This is a genomic window from Nocardia sp. Root136, from assembly GCF_001427185.1.
In the GTDB taxonomy this organism is placed as follows: Bacteria; Actinomycetota; Actinomycetes; order Mycobacteriales; family Mycobacteriaceae; genus Nocardia; species Nocardia salmonicida.
In genome coordinates this window covers 951,003-968,355 of the sequence record NZ_LMFE01000001.1, presented here as the reverse complement: position 1 = coordinate 968,355, position 17,353 = coordinate 951,003, and the positions used below count along the sequence as shown (strand labels likewise).

The 17,353-nt window shown below is 67.9% G+C and carries 21 protein-coding genes; 12 read left to right on the top strand and 9 right to left on the bottom strand.

Annotated features, from left to right (window positions below; genetic code table 11):
• Positions 1-131: 131 nt before the first annotated feature.
• Positions 132-605: a prepilin peptidase gene (locus tag ASD42_RS04690; RefSeq protein WP_056810627.1), complete on the bottom strand. Its 474-nt coding sequence runs from the start codon at positions 603-605 to the stop codon at positions 132-134.
• Positions 606-764: 159 nt separating this feature from the next.
• Between ASD42_RS04690 and ASD42_RS04685 the strand changes: the two genes are divergently transcribed.
• From ASD42_RS04685 to ASD42_RS04670, 4 genes are all read left to right on the top strand, one after another.
• The gene (locus tag ASD42_RS04685; RefSeq protein WP_056810624.1) at positions 765-1,886 is read left to right on the top strand and encodes a M24 family metallopeptidase; all 1,122 of its coding nucleotides are present in this window, start codon (positions 765-767) and stop codon (positions 1,884-1,886) included.
• A gap of 64 nt (positions 1,887-1,950) precedes the next feature.
• Entirely contained in the window at positions 1,951-2,514 is a 564-nt protein-coding gene (gene efp, locus ASD42_RS04680) for an elongation factor P (protein WP_056810621.1), read from the top strand.
• 2 nt (positions 2,515-2,516) lie between these two features.
• Positions 2,517-3,035, top strand: a complete 519-nt coding sequence (nusB, locus tag ASD42_RS04675; protein ID WP_056810618.1) for a transcription antitermination factor NusB — start codon at positions 2,517-2,519, stop codon at positions 3,033-3,035.
• 2 nt (positions 3,036-3,037) lie between these two features.
• A complete protein-coding gene (locus ASD42_RS04670; RefSeq protein ID WP_056810614.1) occupies positions 3,038-3,304 on the top strand; it encodes a YciI family protein in 267 nt (88 codons plus the stop codon).
• A gap of 79 nt (positions 3,305-3,383) precedes the next feature.
• Here ASD42_RS04670 and ASD42_RS04665 read toward each other — a convergent pair whose 3' ends face one another.
• Together ASD42_RS04665 and ASD42_RS04660 are read right to left on the bottom strand one after the other, a co-directional pair.
• On the bottom strand, positions 3,384-4,043 hold the full coding sequence (locus ASD42_RS04665) for a hypothetical protein (RefSeq protein WP_056810611.1): 660 nt from the start codon (positions 4,041-4,043) through the stop codon (positions 3,384-3,386).
• Positions 4,044-4,223: 180 nt separating this feature from the next.
• Complete coding sequence (locus tag ASD42_RS04660; RefSeq protein WP_084787004.1) at positions 4,224-6,482, bottom strand: nuclease-related domain-containing protein; 2,259 nt, start codon at positions 6,480-6,482, stop codon at positions 4,224-4,226.
• Positions 6,483-7,133: 651 nt separating this feature from the next.
• Between ASD42_RS04660 and ASD42_RS04655 the strand changes: the two genes are divergently transcribed.
• A complete protein-coding gene (locus ASD42_RS04655; RefSeq protein WP_056810606.1) occupies positions 7,134-8,366 on the top strand; it encodes an alpha/beta fold hydrolase in 1,233 nt (410 codons plus the stop codon).
• A 21-nt stretch (positions 8,367-8,387) separates the two neighbouring features.
• On the opposite strand, the gene ASD42_RS04650 is transcribed toward ASD42_RS04655, so the two are convergent.
• Entirely contained in the window at positions 8,388-9,011 is a 624-nt protein-coding gene (locus ASD42_RS04650; RefSeq protein WP_056810603.1) for an alpha-ketoglutarate-dependent dioxygenase AlkB, read from the bottom strand.
• Positions 9,012-9,062: 51 nt separating this feature from the next.
• Positions 9,063-9,443, bottom strand: a complete 381-nt coding sequence (locus ASD42_RS04645) for a winged helix-turn-helix transcriptional regulator (protein ID WP_235569307.1) — start codon at positions 9,441-9,443, stop codon at positions 9,063-9,065.
• A gap of 39 nt (positions 9,444-9,482) precedes the next feature.
• Here ASD42_RS04645 and ASD42_RS04640 point away from each other — a divergent pair, with 39 nt between their 5' ends.
• Positions 9,483-9,890 (top strand): YybH family protein, encoded by a 408-nt coding sequence (locus ASD42_RS04640; RefSeq protein ID WP_056810597.1) that lies wholly within the window; start codon positions 9,483-9,485, stop codon positions 9,888-9,890.
• A 45-nt stretch (positions 9,891-9,935) separates the two neighbouring features.
• Here ASD42_RS04640 and ASD42_RS04635 read toward each other — a convergent pair whose 3' ends face one another.
• Together ASD42_RS04635 and ASD42_RS04630 are read right to left on the bottom strand one after the other, a co-directional pair.
• Positions 9,936-10,136, bottom strand: coding sequence for a hypothetical protein (locus tag ASD42_RS04635; protein WP_056810594.1), 201 nt, complete (start codon positions 10,134-10,136; stop codon positions 9,936-9,938).
• A gap of 48 nt (positions 10,137-10,184) precedes the next feature.
• Positions 10,185-11,150 carry a quinone oxidoreductase family protein gene (locus ASD42_RS04630; RefSeq protein ID WP_056810592.1) on the bottom strand — a complete coding sequence of 322 codons (966 nt, stop codon included), beginning with the start codon at positions 11,148-11,150 and terminating at the stop codon, positions 10,185-10,187.
• 98 nt (positions 11,151-11,248) lie between these two features.
• Here ASD42_RS04630 and ASD42_RS04625 point away from each other — a divergent pair, with 98 nt between their 5' ends.
• The 5 genes from ASD42_RS04625 (at position 11,249) to ASD42_RS04605 (ending at position 15,904) form a co-directional block, all read left to right on the top strand.
• The gene (locus ASD42_RS04625) at positions 11,249-11,824 is read left to right on the top strand and encodes a TetR/AcrR family transcriptional regulator (protein ID WP_056810589.1); all 576 of its coding nucleotides are present in this window, start codon (positions 11,249-11,251) and stop codon (positions 11,822-11,824) included.
• Positions 11,825-11,897: 73 nt separating this feature from the next.
• Positions 11,898-12,533 carry a LysE family translocator gene (locus ASD42_RS04620; protein ID WP_056810586.1) on the top strand — a complete coding sequence of 212 codons (636 nt, stop codon included), beginning with the start codon at positions 11,898-11,900 and terminating at the stop codon, positions 12,531-12,533.
• 151 nt (positions 12,534-12,684) lie between these two features.
• Positions 12,685-14,205, top strand: coding sequence for an FAD-dependent monooxygenase (locus ASD42_RS04615; RefSeq protein ID WP_056815417.1), 1,521 nt, complete (start codon positions 12,685-12,687; stop codon positions 14,203-14,205).
• Positions 14,206-14,373: 168 nt separating this feature from the next.
• Positions 14,374-15,285 (top strand): EamA family transporter, encoded by a 912-nt coding sequence (locus ASD42_RS04610; RefSeq protein WP_056810581.1) that lies wholly within the window; start codon positions 14,374-14,376, stop codon positions 15,283-15,285.
• A gap of 169 nt (positions 15,286-15,454) precedes the next feature.
• Positions 15,455-15,904 carry an HIT family protein gene (locus ASD42_RS04605; protein WP_200950376.1) on the top strand — a complete coding sequence of 150 codons (450 nt, stop codon included), beginning with the start codon at positions 15,455-15,457 and terminating at the stop codon, positions 15,902-15,904.
• A gap of 16 nt (positions 15,905-15,920) precedes the next feature.
• On the opposite strand, the gene ASD42_RS04600 is transcribed toward ASD42_RS04605, so the two are convergent.
• Entirely contained in the window at positions 15,921-16,211 is a 291-nt protein-coding gene (locus tag ASD42_RS04600; protein ID WP_056815412.1) for a hypothetical protein, read from the bottom strand.
• 157 nt (positions 16,212-16,368) lie between these two features.
• Positions 16,369-17,004, bottom strand: coding sequence for a GNAT family N-acetyltransferase (locus tag ASD42_RS04595; protein ID WP_084466200.1), 636 nt, complete (start codon positions 17,002-17,004; stop codon positions 16,369-16,371).
• Positions 17,005-17,061: 57 nt separating this feature from the next.
• Between ASD42_RS04595 and ASD42_RS04590 the strand changes: the two genes are divergently transcribed.
• Entirely contained in the window at positions 17,062-17,343 is a 282-nt protein-coding gene (locus tag ASD42_RS04590; protein ID WP_056810579.1) for a hypothetical protein, read from the top strand.
• The last annotated feature ends 10 nt before the right edge of the window (positions 17,344-17,353 follow it).

Genomic DNA, 17,353 nt, shown 5'->3' with positions numbered 1-17,353 from the left:
GACGAGCGGCACGTCGGCGCCGCGGCGGGCCGCGCGGTGGCGGCCGCCGCCCTGATCCGGCCGAACCGGCCTGCTCCGGGCCGCCGACACAACGCCGTCAGCGAGATCGTCCCGGCGCGTCGCACCACCGGTCATGCCAACACCATCGCGGTCACCGTGGCCAGGCACATGGCCGGTCCGTGCGGAACCAATCGTCGAGAGGGCGCAGCACGCACCTCGCGTGAATCACGTGCCAGTACCACTCGCAGCCGATCGCCGCCGAGCATTACCACCGCGGCCGCGGCGGTGAGCAGCGGTGCGGTCACGGCGGCCCACGCCCAGGCGGGTGGCCCGGCGATCGCCGCGGCGGCCCCGAGCGCCACCGCGAGCTTCACATCACCGGCCCCGAGAGCGGCAGGGGAGAGCAGGTGGGTAACCAGGTACGGCATCGTCAACAGCGCGGCACCGATCACCGCGGTCCCCAATTCCCCGGTCGACGCGGCGAACAGGAACACCGCGGCCGCGCCGACGCCGGTCAGCGCGTTGGGAAGACGACGGGCATGAACATCGATGACGCCCAGCAGCAGACACCAGGCGATGAGGCAACAGAACGCGGCAGTGGTCATGGATCGATCGTGCTGCGCCGCGACCGCCGAAAGCGGGTCCTCCCTGAGAATGTGGACAACTTCGGCGCATGTGAACAAAGCCGTATCCAGTCGCCCGTCGACACGGAATACGGAGCATCACGTGCCGACAGGTCGCCCGTCGGGCGGTAGCGTTGACCCATGTGTGCTGACTACACGGCTCCCGATTACGCGGCCCGGCGCGGTGCCCTGCGGAGCCTGCTCGTGGAAAACGGTGTGGACGCGTTGCTGGTGACCGATCTGGTCAACATCCGCTACCTGACCGGCTTCACCGGATCCAATGCCGTTGTCCTGGTGCACTCGTGGGATATGCGCGGTGCCGAGGACCGCACCGTCATCGGCACCGACGGCCGCTACTCCGCCCAGGTCGCCGAACAGGTTCCCGACCTACAGGCCGAGATCTGCCGGGCCACCGCGCGCCGCATCCTCGAACTGTCGGGGGAATGGCAGTTGGGCCGGGTCGGCTTCGAAAGTCATGTGGTGACCGTCGATCAGCATTCCGCGTTCCAGGAACTGCGCACCGGATTGCAGCTCGTTCCCACCGCGGGCCTGGTCGAACAGTTGCGCATGGTCAAGGACCCCTACGAGGTGGATCAACTGAGCGCGGCGTGCGCGGCCGCCGACGCGGGCCTGGCCACCCTGCTCGAGCGCGGCCTGCTGCGTGCGGGCCGTACCGAACGCCAGGTTGCCCGCGACCTCGAATGGGCGATGTTCGAGCACGGGGCCGAGGCGATCTCCTTCGAGACGATCGTCGCCGCCGGCGCCAATTCGGCGATCCCGCATCATCGTCCGACCGGCGCGGTCCTTGCCGTGGGCGACTTCGTGAAGTTCGATTTCGGCGCGGTGGTCAACGGCTACCACTCCGACATGACCCGCACCCTGATCCTCGGCACCCCCGCCGACTGGCAGCGTGACATCTACGAACTGGTCGCCCGCTCGCAACGCGCGGGAACCGAGGCGCTCACCCCCGGCGCGCAGACCAGCGAGGTCGACGCCGCGGCCCGCACGATCATCGAAGAAGCGGGGTACGGCCCGCAGTTCGTGCACGGTCTCGGTCACGGGGTAGGGCTGCAGATCCATGAAGCACCCGGAGTGGCGAAAACGAGTACCGGTACACTTCTGGCTGGTGTGGCGGTGACCGTCGAACCTGGTGTATACCTTCCCGGCCGCGGCGGGGTCCGGATCGAGGACACGCTCGTGGTGCGCGAAGCGGGCCCGGAACTGCTCACCCGCACCAGCAAGGACTTGATCGTCGTCGAGTGACATCGGCGCGCAGAACGCAGTAACCCCCAGTACGCAGTATTACGAACGAGGAGATCCGAGGACAGTGGCGGACACCAGCGACTTCAAGAACGGCCTTGTGCTGAAGATCGACGGTCAGCTCCAGCAGATCATCGAATTCCAGCACGTGAAGCCGGGCAAAGGCCCCGCGTTCGTGCGGACCAAGCTGAAGAACGTCGTGTCCGGCAAGGTTGTCGACAAGACCTTCAACGCGGGTGTCAAGGTCGAGACCGCGACCGTCGACCGTCGCGACATGACCTACCTGTACCACGACGGCACCGACTACATCTTCATGGACGGTGACACCTACGACCAGATCTCCATCCCGGAGGCCACCATCGGTGACGGTGCCCGCTTCCTGCTGGAGAACATGGGCGTGCAGGTCGCCGTGCACGAGGAGGCGCCGCTGTTCGTGGAGCTCCCCGTCACCATCGAGCTGGTCGTGCAGCACACCGATATCGGTCTGCAGGGCGACCGCTCCACCGGCGGCACCAAGCCCGCCACCCTGGAAACCGGCGCCGAGGTGGCCGTCCCGTTGTTCATCAACACCGGTGACAAGCTGAAAATCGACTCGCGCGACGGCAGCTACCTCGGCCGCGTCAACGGCTGATCGTGACCGACTCCCCGGCAGACAAGAAGGGCTCGTTCAAGAAGCTCGGCGCGCGCCACAAGGCACGCCGCCGGGCCGTGGACCTGCTGTTCGAGGCGGAGGCGCGCGATGTCGACGTCTCCGTGCTGCTCTCGGATCGCGCTGACCTCGCGACCCGCGACCAGAGCGTGGCCCCCGTGCACGCCTACACCACCACCCTCGTCGAGGGCGTCGCCGACGACCTGGACCGGGTCGACGGCACCATCGAGGGCTACCTCCAGGACTGGACCCTGCAGCGGCTGCCCGCCGTCGACCGGGCCATCCTGCGGATCGCGGTGTGGGAACTGTTCCACGCCACCGACGTCCCCCCGGTCGTCGCGGTCGACGAGGCTGTCGAGCTGGCCAAGGAACTGTCCACCGACGACTCCCCGTCGTTCGTGAACGGCGTGCTCGGCCAGGTCGTGCAGGTGGCGCCCCAGGTTCGCGCCGCCGCCGCGGCCACGGCCGCCACGAAGGCCGCCCGCGGCGAGGCGGAGTCCTGACCGTGGCGCGCAAGTACCTCGTGATGGCCGAGCGCACCCCGAAGTTCGACGCCTCGGTGATCGAACCGCACCGCACCTTCCTGCAGGAGCTGCTCGCCGCGGGTCGACTCCAGGAAAGCGGCGGCTTCACCGACGGCACCGGCGGTGCCTACGTTGTCTTGGCCGAAAACCATGCTGCCGCAACAGCACTGGTGCACTCCGATCCGCTGCACACCACCGGCGCCTCGGACCTGACGATCCACGAATGGGAAATCACCATTTCGGCGTGAACCGTTCCAGACAGCCGCACGTCCGACTCGGACGTGCGGCTGTTCTGCTGTTCGGGGGCGGCACCGCCGATCCGCCGGGTCAGATCTTGTGCAGGCAGAACGAGACCGCGGGCGCGGTATGCGTCACCGGCTTCGTCTCGCGAAACCGCTTCCGCGAGGCGTCGCAGACCTTGGCATCATCGGCATCGACGCGGGTGTCGACCTCGAATGCCCCTGCGCCACAGGGAATTTTGCGTAGCCGAACCAGGTAGAAATTGACGTTGCCCGGATCGTTGACACACTCACCGACTTTCGCATTGAGATGAGTGCACAGGTACTTCCTGGGGCTGCTGGTGTTCTTTCGGCGATCCCGGGAGAAGTCCAGGTCTCCCGTCGCGCATTTCTGCGTACTCCATGTGCTGGTGATGATCAACACCGCGTCGGGGTCGGTACATGCCCGTCGATGGAAGTCCCAGCCACGTCGCCCCGGATCGGTGTAGTACCCGCAATCGCCGGTTCGCTCCGTATCCGATCGCGGCGAGAGCAGACCCCAGGCCATCAAGCCGACCGCACTGATCGGCACGAGGGCGGCCAGTGCGAGCAGCAACCATTTTCGTCTGCCACCGAGCAAGCGCGCAGTGCGCGCCTGCTGCTCCCGATAGCCCGGTCGCTTGCGACGACCGCGGGGCGGTCGCCACTGATCGCCCGGCCCCGGCGCCGGCCAGGGCTGTTGTCCTTGCGCGATATTCGGCTGTTCCACCCCGCCAGCTTGCCACTGCCGCAATCGAACTCACGCATCACCGAGGACCCCGACGGCCTCCGCCGGTGGGTGTACGAGGGAACCGGCGGAGGCGCGACCGACGCTGGGTAGGCGCGGTGTCGGGTGTGCGCTGGGCACGAAGTGATCTTGCTACCTCGAGTGCGCTCGAGGTCAAGGGGTTCAGCGGTCGGCGTGGACCAACGGGGCGAGGAAGCCGGTGAGCTGGGCCGCCGAGGGTTGGCCGAGGCGGCGGCCGAGATAGTCGGGGGCGTCGGCGGCGGCTCGGCAGCGGTCCGGGTCGGTGTTGGACGGGTTGGCGGAATAGCGTTCGCCGAGCATGGTCGCCTTGGCCACCTCGCGTCCGGTGTGGAGTTCGTAGACGGCGATCTCGTAGGTGGCGCGGAAGAGGTTGACGGTGCGCCCTATCGGTGCACCGGGGGAGGGATCGTACTGGCAGGTCTGGACGAGGTCGCGCAGTTCCAGCTGCTTCATGCAGGCGATGAGCTGCACGGTCGACGGGTCGTCCGGGTTCCACGCGGTCGGATCGTCCGGGTGGACCATGGCCGTGAGTTCACCGGACAGGTAGATCGGTCGTGCGCCGTCGCGCTGATAGGGCGCGGCGTTCGGGAACGGTTTCTTGTCCTGGCCGCACATCCGGTCGTAGTCCGACATCTCGAATCGGCTCGCCTGTACCGCCGTGATCGCGAAGAACCCGGCCCCGAACAGGGCGATGAACAGCAGCAACGCGACACCGGGCCCGACCCGCAGTCCTCGCCTCGGCCGACTCCGCTCCCGAACGGGGCGATTGTGCCACCGGTCGATCAGCGACGAACCGTTCCCCCGACGCCATGACCGCCACCTGTCCGACAGCGTCGGTCGCCGCGTCGCCCGGTCGTGTTCGACCCAATCCGACCAGTGCTCCGAATTCTCCCGGGGTGCTTCCGGTTCCGGGGAACGGTACGCGGGCGCGACGGCGTGGGTGTCGCGCGACGGCGAGGGAGTGCTCCAGGAACCGGTCCTGCTGGTCGAGCCGGCCGAACCGACCGCGGCGGCGGCGCCAAGGGCGGCAGCCGTACCGACCGCCGCACCCGCGCCGACCGTCGGACCGGGGGTGCTCGTAGCGGCATCCTCCCTGTCGTCCGATGTGGGTTCGTGGCGGTACGCCGAACTTTCGCTCGCAGCACGTTCGCCGTCACCAGCCAACGGATCATCGATCGCGGATGACTCGGTTCCAGCGGTCGACTTGGTCAGCGAGACAACGTTTTCGGACGCTCTGTCCGATGTCTCGGCCACTTCGTCAGGGGCAGGCGAGTCCGTGTCTGTCGTGTCGTCGTCGAAAGATGCGGTGGGTGCGACGCTTTCGCTGTGCGAAGCCGTGTCCGTTTCGGCCGACTCGCGTTCAGGAGCGTCGTCCGGAGACGGGGCATTCTCGGACGAGGAGGCTTCGTTCGTCACCTGATCAGTGGCTTCGGGCCCGGATGGCGGCCGTCCGATCGCGGTGGCCGATACCGCCCCGCTGTCCGAATCATCAACGTGTGCAACGCTTTCCTCGCTCGAAGAAGGTGATTCCGCCACTTCCTCGGACTGTAGCGGTGTCGCGGACTCCTCGGGGCGAGATGACGTAGGGGCTCGATGGGCGAGCCTGTCGATCGCAGCGAGGAAGGCGGGTGTTGCCGCCTGGGTGACCCGTGCCGAACTGGCCGACGCCGCAGCCGGATTCGATGTGGTGTCGGAATCTGCTGTCCCTGAAGAGGAGCCGAGCTCCACGGCAGTCGGGCCGGCGGGTCGGGACGTGGTCGCCGGGTCGAGAACGGCCGGAAAACCCTGTGCCATCAGCTCATCGGGCGACGGCAACAGGTGGCCCAGGTTCAATGCGGCGAACACCCGGGTGACGTCATCGACGCTGAGCCGGACGGTGCGCCCGCTCTCCGCCTGGAAATGGTCGTGCAGCGCGCCGACGTCATCACGATCGATCAGCACCGCACGGTACCCGTCGGCGATTCTGGTTTCCTCGATGGTGATCTCGGTGCCGGGCTGGGACACCAGCGCGATCACCGCGTTCACCCAGCCGAAGATTCCCGCCTGCTGCAGCAAGCTCTTGGCGGCGAACACCTGTCGGCGCACCTGGACGAACGGATTCGGTACCCGGACGGCGTGATAGAGCGCGGCGGGCTCGCCGTCGATGGTCCACGGCCCGTTCGGTGGGGTGGCGAGAGTGCCTTCCTGACGGGCGGTGAAACCCTTCACCTCCACGATGGTCACGCTCTGCGGCGTGCACACCAAGGCGTCGACCTCGACCGACCCGCCCCGGCTCTCCGGCACATGGCAGCGGAACACGGCGACGCCGCCCGCCCGAAACGCCTGGTCACGGAGGGCCGCGCCGACGATCTGTTCCGCGCCTTCGAGTTCGCTCTCGTCCGCGACAACGACGATCACCACGACCCCCTGTGCACCTGACTGCGGACTTCTACCAGGATACGGCCTCCACTAGCCGTATCGAAACCGAATCCTGTTGCTGAGCAACGCCTTCGGCAATGTCGATTACCGATCTCGCCACGGCACCCCCGTGTTTCGACCTGCCGCCGATGCCTCGCCGACCGGCCGAACCCGTTCTCGTGGCGGCTCGGGGACCTGACCTGCCGCCAGGACCGGCCCCGCCGATGCATTCGACGCCCGCGCGTGCGGCAGAAGTGAACTCCCCATGCCCGGAATCCTACGACCAGCCACCGACAATCCGCCATGTCAACGTATCTCTCAGTCACGCACAACCCGCCAACCGGGCATAGTCCCTGGCCCCGTCACGGCGACGAACCGCTGTCACATGATCGAACCCCGCGGGCGTCGCTGCTCGACGCCGGTGCGTGGCGTCGCGGTGCCGGTAGCGGCGGAGTGAACGCCGATTCGGCTGTACCCGACGAACTCATGGCGGGTTCGGTCGATCCGATGCTTGCGATGAGGAGGCTGAGACCGGTGGTTGGTCATGAGACACCGCGGATTGACCCGTTCGTCGGGTGTCGCCGATGATGGTTGCGGGCGAATGCGGGGACGTCCGATTCAGCGCTCAGCACCGGAATTCAATGAGGAGCGTCGATGGACACCGATGTCAGCGTCGCCCTGAGCGATGTCACGGTGCGGGCCACTGTCACCGGCGCGGGACCGACGGTGCTGTTGCTCCACGCGGGTGGTGAGGATCGCCGTGTGTGGGCGCCGATCTCGGCACGGCTTGCCGCAGGTGGGTTACGGACGGTGGCCTACGACCTGCGCGGTCACGGCGAGAGCACCGGGCAGGCGACAACTCTTCGGGCGTTGCGCGACGACGTGATCGCGATGGTGCTGCGTGAGCCGACGCCGATCGTCGTGGTGGGAGCCTCGATCGGCGGGCTGGCCGCCATCGCCGCCCTCGCCGAACCGACTGTCGCGCAACGTGTCGTCGGCCTGGTTCTCGTGGATGTCGTGGCCTGGCCCGATCCGGATCGGGTCCGCGCATGGCTCGGTGATCTCGGGCTGGGCGATAGCCGGGCCGATCTCGTGGAAGACACTCTGACGTGGGGGCCGCGACTGCAGGCGACGGCCGCGGCGTCGGACCTGCCCATCCTGCTCGTGCATGCCGAACGTTCACCGCTCAGCGCCACCGATGTGGACCGGTTCCGCGCGGCGAACCCTCGGGTCACCGTCACCGAAGTGTCAGATGTCGGCCACCTCGTGGCGCGGGAAGCCCCAGAGGAACTGGCCCGCATTCTGTCGGCCTGCGTCCCCAGCTGGCTGGCCGCCGACCCGGTCGTGCGCGGCGCGTTCGAATTCCAGCGCACTCTCGGGACCGAACAGATCGAACATCCCGGCGGGACGTTGCACGCGCATCTGCATCGGGTGCACGCCCTCACGGTCGAATGGAACGCCGCGCCACGCGCCCAGCTGGCTGCGATCTGTCACGCGTCATATGGCACCGACGGTTTCGCGCATGCCCTGCTTCCCGCCGAGGATCGCGGGCGTCTGCACACCGTCATCGGGGCTGATGCGGAGGCGCTGGTGTATCTCTACGGCGCCTGCGATCGTGAGCGGACATACCGAGACCTCGGGCAGCGACCGTTGACCGTGATCGACCGGTTCACCGGTGAGTCGAGGGCGATCGAGGGGACGGACCTACGCGATTTCGCGGAGTTGACGATTGTCAACGAGCTCGATGTGGCACGCCATGCGAGCCTGTCGGCATCCACTCGCGAAGGCATCCGGGACCTCGTCCGCGCGTTGGCGAGCTACGCCCCCACCGTGGCGGCGCGAGCACTCGCCGACCCCCGAGACGGCGGCCTGCCGACCATCGCGTAGCGACTGTCGCGGGTTCGGGGTTCACCGGACGCCGCGCGGGCGGAACTGGATGCTGATGCGGGGTCCGACGGGGCGCGCGGTCTTGGGAACCGCGTGCTCCCAGGCGCGCTGACACGCACCACCCATCACCAACAGGTCCCCATGTCCCGCCGTGAACCGCACGCTCGCACCACCACCGCGCGGCCGCAGCAGCAGGGAGCGCGGTGCCCCGACCGACACGATCGCGACCATCGTGTCGTGGGTGGCGCCGCGGCCGATCGTGTCCCCGTGCCAGGCGACGCTGTCGCGGCCGTCGCGATAGAAGCACAGCCCGGCCGTCAGGAACGGTTCACCGAGCTCGGCCGCGTAGTGCGTGGAGAGCGCCGCCCGCGCATCGACCAGAATGTGATCGGGCAGCGGGTCGTTCTCCCCGAAGAACGACACCAGCCGCGGCACGTCGACCACCCGGTCGTACATCGGCCTGCGTTCGGCATGCCATGGCACCCGCTCGGCCAGCCGATCGAACAGCTGACTCGCGCCGCTGAGCCAGCCGGGTATCACATCGACCCAGCTCGTGCCATCGAGCTGGGTGCGCCGGATCGCCTCGATCGAACCCAGGGCAATCGCATCACCGTCGAACAGTGAACCTTGCAGGGGCAGCGACATGAGCGACAGTCTACAACGTGTTCGAATGTATGTTCGATAGATGGTGTTCGATCAGGAGTCTCGCGTACGCAAGGCGGCCAAGGTGTCGCCGGTCCGATAGAGCTCGAGGAGAAGTGGCCGCAGCGCCCGGCCGCGATCGGTGAGGGCGTAACTCGTGCGCACGGGGAAGCCGCGGTGCGTCCGTCGCTCGACCAGTGCGCGTGCTTCGAGATCGCGGAGACGGTCGGTCAGTACTTTGGCGCTGAGCGACGGCAGCCGGTCCCGCAACTCGCCGAACGAGAGCGGCCCACTCATGAGTTCGCGCAAAACCAGGGTTGTCCAGCGGCCGGAGATGGCGGCCAGGGTGACCTCGACCGGGCAGTCCGGTTCCGGCGCGCGGGTTCGCCCGCGGTCGTCGGGCACGAGCTCGTCGTCCCAGCCCGTGTCGGTCACCGTTTGGTTGCCTACGCGCGGGCCGAGTTGGCTGTCGCTATGACCCATACCAGTTCTCGTCACAACCCCACTGTCGCCCTCACTGTCGACCCGAGGCAACACCCCGCGGTGTTCGCGGCCCGCTTCAACACCTTCGACTCGGACTCGCTCGCCGAGGTGTACACCGACGACGCCGTATTCGTGCCGGAACCGGGCAGCGAGGTCACCGGGCCCGCGTTGCGAGCGGCCAATGCCGAGTTCCTCGCTCTGGGCCTGCCTATCCGAGTCAGCCCGCGCCACACGTACGTCGCGGGAGATATCGCATTGCTCATCGTCGACTGGGAGATCGACGGCACCGGCCCGGACGGCGAGCCGGTCCACGTATCGGGAACCGCCACGGATGTCGCCCGTCGCGACGCCGACGGCTTCTGGCGCTACGTCATCGACAATCCGTTCGGTGTCGCCTGAAGCCGGCGACCCATGATCGGCAACCGTTCCGCACGGACTACCGGCTCAGTCCTGGCCGGTGACCGCGATCCAGATGGCGGCGGGTCGTCGTCGGTACACCGGTGAGTCGCTGAGGTCGGTCGTGTGCGCGGCGACGGCGTCCCGGACGATGTCGCCGCGCTCATCGCGGGCACCTTGCGCTTCGAGGAATTCGGCCGCGAAATCCGCACCGTCGATCTCGAATCGTTGTGTGCCGTTGCAAGACACTCGAGGAATCCGGTCACGTGAAGGTGGTGATCCGAGCCGCCGGGATCGTCATGGCCGCAACAGAACGGTGCCGAATGCGACCCGGTCCTCGAGCATTCGGTGCGCGTCCGCGGCACCGGCGAGGGGGAGGACCGAATGCACCGCGGGTGTCAGTAGTCCCTGTGCCGTAGCCGTGAGCGCCGCCGACCGCTGCCGGGCGACTTCGCCGAGCCATGCGCTGCCCGCGCACCCGGTGAGCGTCAGACCACGCAGGATCAGATCGGTGACGCCCAGCTGTGCGGGCGCGCCGTCTAGCCAGCCGTAGCTGAGAATCCGGCCGCGCAGTGGCGTGATCCGGTCGAGCAGTGGGGTGAGTGAATCGCCCCCGATGGAATCGAATACGACGTCGACCGTGCCGCCCGCGAGCAGGTCGGCCAGTTGGTCCGCCCAGTCGGGCGCGGTGTGGTCGAGCACTTCGTGCGCACCGTTGTCGCGGGCGAGGCGGGCTTTCTGTTCCCCGCCCGCGGTGCCGATGACGCGCACGCCCGCGGCGGCGCACAGCTGGGCAAGACAGCCGCCGACGCCGGTTGCCGCTGCTTCGATCAGCACGGTCTCGCCTGCGGCGACCGCCGCGGTCTGCATCAGAGCCAGCGCCACCGACCCTGACATCAGGATCGCGGCGGCGTGCTCGGTGGTCAGACCGTCCGGGATCACCGTCACCGAATCGGCTTCGGCGACAACGAGTTCGGCATAGGAGCCGAACCCGCTGGTCGACGCGACCACCCGCGTGCCGAGCAATCCTCGATCAACGCCCGCGCCCAGATCGACCACAGTGCCCGCCGCCTGGAATCCGAAGACCTCGGGCAGTGGTGCGGGAAAGGGGAACGCGCCGGCCCGGACCTTGGTCTCCGGGTACAGCACCGGCACCACCTCCGTCCGGACGACGACCTGCCCGTTGCCCGGGCGGGGTTCGCCGACCTCACGCGCGACCAGGACCTCGGGTGCGCCGGTCTCTGTCATTACGATTGCCTGCATCAGAACTCCATAAGTTGACTGCCGGTCCAGATATCTCGAACGATATGGACCGGCGGTCAACTTGTCAACGATCGGCGGGTGCCGAGAAAGCGGGTGCGATGACCGACCGACGTCCCACCGAACGCGCCGACGCGGCGCGCAACCGTCGAGCGATCCTCGATGCCACCGCCACGCTGCTGGCCGAGCACGGCGCGGCTGGGGTGACGATGGACCGCGTGGCGGCGGCGGCGGGCGTCGGGAAGGGCACCATCTTCCACCGGTTCGGCAGCCGCGCGGGCCTGCTCTACGAGCTCGTCGCCGAGGGCGCTGTCGCGCTGATGGCGGCGGTCTCGAGCGGCCCGCCACCCCTGGGGCCCGGCGCGGCGGCGACCGATCGGCTACTGGCCTTCTTCGACGCCATGACGAGTCTGGTCACCGATGACGTGGAGTTGATCGCGGCCTATCAGGCGATGCCGCCGCATCCGCGCAGCGCCGAATTCCATACGTTCTGGGCTCAGCACATCGGCACGCTCCTACGTGAGGTCCGGCCCGATATCGACGCCGACACGGTGGGCGCACTGTTGTTGTCGACTGTCGGCGGGGACCTCGCTCAGCACATGGCCAGAGCAGGGGAGGTCGACCGATTGCGCTCGGCGATCGAGGAACTGGTTCGTTCGGTTCTGCGCATTCCCTGAGCGCGTCGTTCGCGGTTACCGCGGAAGCTGCACTGTCACACGAAGTCCGCCGGTCGCCGCTACGCTGCGACAGATGGTTCCGCTGTCACATGCCGCGGCCTTCGCCGTCGCCTCCCTGATCATCATCGTGATTCCCGGCCCGAACGTGCTGTTCGCGATCGGCCGGGCATTGACGCTGGGCCGCCGGTCCGCTGTGCTGTCGGTCGCGGGCGCCGTCGCCGGATCGTTCGTGCCGTTGGTCGCGGTGTCGGTGGGCCTCGGTGCGGTCTTGATGGCCTCGGCGACGTTGTTCCTGATCGTGAAGATTGTCGGAGCCGGATACCTGATCTATTTGGGCGTCGCGACGATCCGGCGGCGCAAGGAGCTGGCGGCGGCCTTGCACTCGAATCTCCCGAGCGTCGGTGGAAGTCGGGTGCTCGGCCAGGGATTCATTGTCGGTGCCACCAACCCCAAGACGATCGTCTTCTTCGGCGCGGTCCTTCCGCAGTTCGCGGTACCGGCCCAGGGTGCACTGCCCGCGCAACTGCTGATCCTGGGCGCGATCTTCCTGACGATCCAGGCGCTGTCGGATGGTTGTTGGGCACTGCTCGCGGCGACGGCGCGGTCGTGGTTCGCGCGTTCTCCGCGTCGCCTCGAAACTGTCGGCAGCACAGGCGGACTGATGATCATCGGAGTCGGGGCGGGTATGGCGCTGACCGGTACCCACTGACCGATATCGAGCCATTTCCGAGGTGTGCTCACTCGTTGCCCCTTCTAACTTATAGCTCACCCGGGGGCTTGCGGCAAGGCCCCGGTGGTGCTGCAGAATCGCTGGGCAACGCAGAGACCAGCCACATTCGGGAGTGACGAAGATGCAAGAGATGACCACCGACGTGATCGTTGTCGGCGCTGGACCTGCCGGAATGATGCTGGCGGGGGAGCTGGGTCGGGCGGGGGTGCGGCCGTTGGTGCTCGAGCGTCGGAAACAGCCGGGCACCGCGCAGAAGGCCAGTGGTCTCGGTGGGCGGATTCTGGATGTGCTGCGGTATCGGGGACTGCTCGATCGGATGATCGCGGTCAGCGGTGACCCGAGTCCGACGCCGATCTTCCCCTTCGGCGGGGTGTACCTGGACTTCACCGGGCTCGACGAAACGCCGATGCACGCCATGGCGATTCCGCAGGCACGGGTCGAGGAACTGCTGGCTGAGGACGCCGTCGACCTCGGCGCCGAGATTCGGCGTGGACACGAGGTGATCGCGGTGACCCAGATCGACGACGCGGTGATCGCGGAGGTGAACGGCCCGGACGGGCGCTACCGGGTGCGGGCCCGCTACCTGGTCGGCTGCGACGGTGGCCGCAGCCGGATCCGTGAATTGGCGGGAATCGGGTTCCCCGGCAGCACCTATCCGGAGGTCAACCGGTTGGCGGTGGTCGCGGTGCACGAGTCGGTGACCGTGCTCGACGACGGCGGGATCGAGGTGCCCGGATTCGGCCGGATCGATCCGGGATTCACCCACACCGACAACGGCGTGTTCGCGCTCGGCCGGGTCAGTGCCGAGGACCGGGTGATGTTCTTCCAGACCACCGAGAACGACGATGCCGAATACGACAACGACGAACCGCTGTCCATGGCCGAACTCGGCGACAGCGTGCGACGTGTGCTGGGCGCGGAGGTTCCGCTGGGCGCGCCGACTCGCTTGTCGCGCTACCAATTCCAGGACCGGCAGGCCGAAAACTACCGGGTGGGCAGGGTTTTCCTGGCCGGTGACGCGGCCCATCTGCTCCCCGCCACCGGTGCCGCGATGAACCTCGGGATGACCGATTCGGTGAACCTGGCCTGGAAGTTGGCCGCCGATCTCCAAGGTTGGGCACCGGCAGACCTGCTCGACACCTACCACGCCGAACGCCACTTCGCCGGTGGCCGCGCACTGCTGCAGACCCGCGCCCAGGCCGCCCTTCGCCAGGGCCAGGACCCCGCCGCCGTGGCGCTGCGGGCGGTATTCCAGGAACTCCTGTCCGACGAACCCGCGTTGCGCCGCATGGGAGCCCTCGTCGCGGGTACCGATCTGCGCTACGAGATCAGCGGAACCCATTCGCTCACGGGCACTTTCGCACCCGATCTGATCCTGCACACCGATCAGGGCACTACCGGCGTTGCCGAACTCATGCACGCCGCGCGACCGATCTTCCTCGACTTGGCCGACCGTGCCGACCTGCGCGAGGTCGTCGGGGAGTGGGCGCCGCGCGTCGAGATCCACTCGGGTAAGACCCTCGATCGCCCGGCCGACGCTCTGCTGATCCGCCCCGACGGTCATATCGCCTGGGCAGGGACGATCGACGAACCATCGGACACCGCAGCAGCTGATCTGCGTGCGGCGCTGACCATGTGGTTCGGCGTCTAGGAATCGCGCGAACACCGGGAAGGCTTCGGCTTCCGGCGCTGAGTTTCCGACAGCGAACCTGACCGCCACGTGACGCAATGTCACCGTGAATCACGGACCGGCCCAGGATCATTCGATCCTGGGCCGGTTCGCGTTGAAATCCGTGCCCGTCTGTGGATTACTCCTGGGATGAATTCGATCTCGACCACCGAGAGGTCGGCGACGCGCGCGTTGCCAGGCTGGTCGGTGCCGATGGTGTTCATCGTGGCGGCGACCTCGCAATATGTGGGCGCGGCACTCGGCGTATTCCTCTTCGACACCACCGAACCGGCCACGGTCGCCTGGTTGCGCGCCGCTGCGGCGGGAGTGGCGTTGCTGGCATGGCGCCGTCCGTGGCGGACCCGCTGGACGCGGCGGGGCGTCGCGACGGCGGCGGGCTTCGGAATCGTCACGGTGTCGATGAACATCGTGTTCTACGAGGCCATTGCGCGCATCCCGCTCGGTACCGCCGTTGCCATCGAATTCCTCGGTCCGGTCGCCGTCGCCACACTGGGTTCGCGACGGGCGCGCGACCTGCTCGCCGTGGCGCTGGTGGCGATCGGGGTGGTGCTACTGGCCGGCGTGCAACTCGATGTCGAGCCGGTCGGTGTGGGTTTCGCGCTCGCCTCGGCGGTCCTGTGGGCGGCCTACATCTTGGTCGGCAAGCGCGTCGCCGACACCGGTGACGGCCAGGATTCCCTCGCTGTCGGCATGGCGGCCGCCGCCGTGCTGCTGGCGCCGTTCGTGCTGATCCCGCAGCTGGCGATCGATGCCGCGGTGTTCGCCGACCCGCGGACCTGGCTGCTCGGTCTCGGTGTCGGCGTCCTGTCGAGCGCGGTGCCGTACGCGCTGGACCAGGTGGTGCTGACCGCAGTGGGCCGTGCGCGTTTCGCCTTGCTGCTCGCGTTGCTCCCGGCGACCGCGACCGTTGTCGGCGCGATCGCCCTCGCGCAACGGCCGACGATGCTCGAACTCGCGGGCATCGCCCTGGTCATGCTGGCCCTGACGATCAGCGCGCTGCCCACCCGTCAGACCGCGCCGGAACCGCCCGCGCCACTGTGACCGGTCACCCCGATCAGGTTCGAAGTATCCCGCGAGAGTGACCCGGCGTGCCCTGATGCTCAGGTCACCACGGCGACCGCCGGGACCCGCCGCGCGCAAACGCACGATCCGGCACATCGTCTCGCGCCGAACGCTCGACATTTCGGCGCCGGAGCGAGTGAATGGAGTCGTGCCCACCGATCCCGAATGCCTGATCTGCGCCAAGCATCGAGGTCGCGGTTCGCTGGTGGGTCCGGTCGTGTACGCCGACGAGGTCGTAGTCGTCACCCACCGTGTCCTCGGTGCGGGCACGGGGGTTGTGCCGGGCTACTTGTTCGTCGAGCCCCGCCGCCATGTCGGCAATCTCGCGCACCTGACTTGGGAGGAGGCGCAGGCGTTGGCACGCGCGGTGTGGTGTGGTGCGCGAGCTCTCGACGCGGAATTCGCACCGCGACATGTGTTCTCGATGATCGCCGGTCGGTCCGTCGCGCACCTTCATCAGCACCTGTTCGTGCGTCCTCGGTCGATGCCCGAAGAATTCGCTTGGCACGATGTGGACTCGTGGACCGGTGGCGAACGGTTGGACGCCGAGGGGCTGGTGTTGTTGTGTTCGAAGTTGTCGAGGTGGTTCGGCGAGTGATCGGCGGTGTCGTGAGTCAGTTGCCCTGGGCGAGGTAGTTGTAGATTTCGTGGACTTCGATGGTGGGCTGATTGGGCATGCCCACTTCCATGCCGACGGGGCCGAGGGTGGATTCGGCGAAGCTCTGGAATTGCTCGGCGGATTCCCAGACGTCGGTGACGTGGAATCCGGTGTCGGTCTTCCTGGCCAGATGGAACAGGAGTCCTGGACCGCCGGAGCCGCCGTGCTCGAAGCCCATCTTCGCGAGGGCCTGGTCGTACTGTTCGAGAGTCGAGCCGGTGAATTCGAGTTCGACGGCAACCGTCATGGCGGTCATCTCCTTGCACGGTCGAGCGAGGTTGGAGTGACTTCGGTCCCGGCCCGAAGGGCGGCGGGTCGCGGTCGAACACCGTGACCCGGCGCTCCGATCGAATCACGATTGCTCTGGGCGGCGGCACCGAACAGCCGTCGCGATGTGGTGCGCGTCACAGTCTAGTCGGTGGGTCATCGGGCGACAAGCGACCTTCTCGGCCCCCATCCGCCGCGACTCCGGCCCGCGCCGTTGTCGCCCAGACCATTCCGATGCCGGAGTCGGCGGGCGCCGTCCGCGGGCGCGGGGCAGTGCTGACCAGGTCGTATCCGAGTCGCTGTGGAACAGCCGCGCTGCGGACATTGGCCGCGTCGCAATGGATTTCGACCCGAATGATGTGGGGGAGGGCGAGCGCGGCGGCGGTCAGGGCGTGGACGGCGCGGGTGACGATGCCCCGGCCGGTGTGGGCGACATGGCACCAGTAACCGATCTCCAAGGCGGCGGGGTCGACCCGGTCGTGGAGTCCGATGCCGCCCGCCACCTCGCCCCGCGCGGTGAAGATTCCGTACAGGTAGCCGCCGTCGGGCGTAGGCCAGTGCGCGGCCGAGGTCTGTAGGGATCGGCGTTGCCCGGCGAGCGTGGGTGGTTGCTCGGCCCACGACATCCACGGGCGCAGGTGGGTGTGTGAGGCGCTCAACGCGGCGAACTGGCGAGTCAGGTCACTGCGGCGCCAACGGCGCACCAGGAGATCGCCCAGATCGATCCGCTCCGGGGGCGTCGACCCGGGATGGGCGCTGCTGCCGATGGTCATGACCGATGATGGCGGACCCCGCGACGCCATGGCAACACCGAGGACCACCTCCGCGCTGTGGCAACGCTGACGGCCCTGTCCGCGTCCGGGAGCCGATTCGGGCTCAGCCGCTTCGCCGTCGATCCCGACGCCCCGCCCTACGTCGAACTGCGTCGACTCGTCGCAGGCGACAGCGATGCGCAGATACCTCCGGATGCCGGGCGTCCGGGGGAACAGTGGCTGGTCGAACACGGCTGGCGCACCCGGTTCCGCGCCTGGGACGACATGATCGTTCCCCTCGGTCGGGACGTGGCGGTGAACGACCCGGAGGTCGGCGTCGTGCTCGCCGAGCGAGTGTGACCGAACCTGA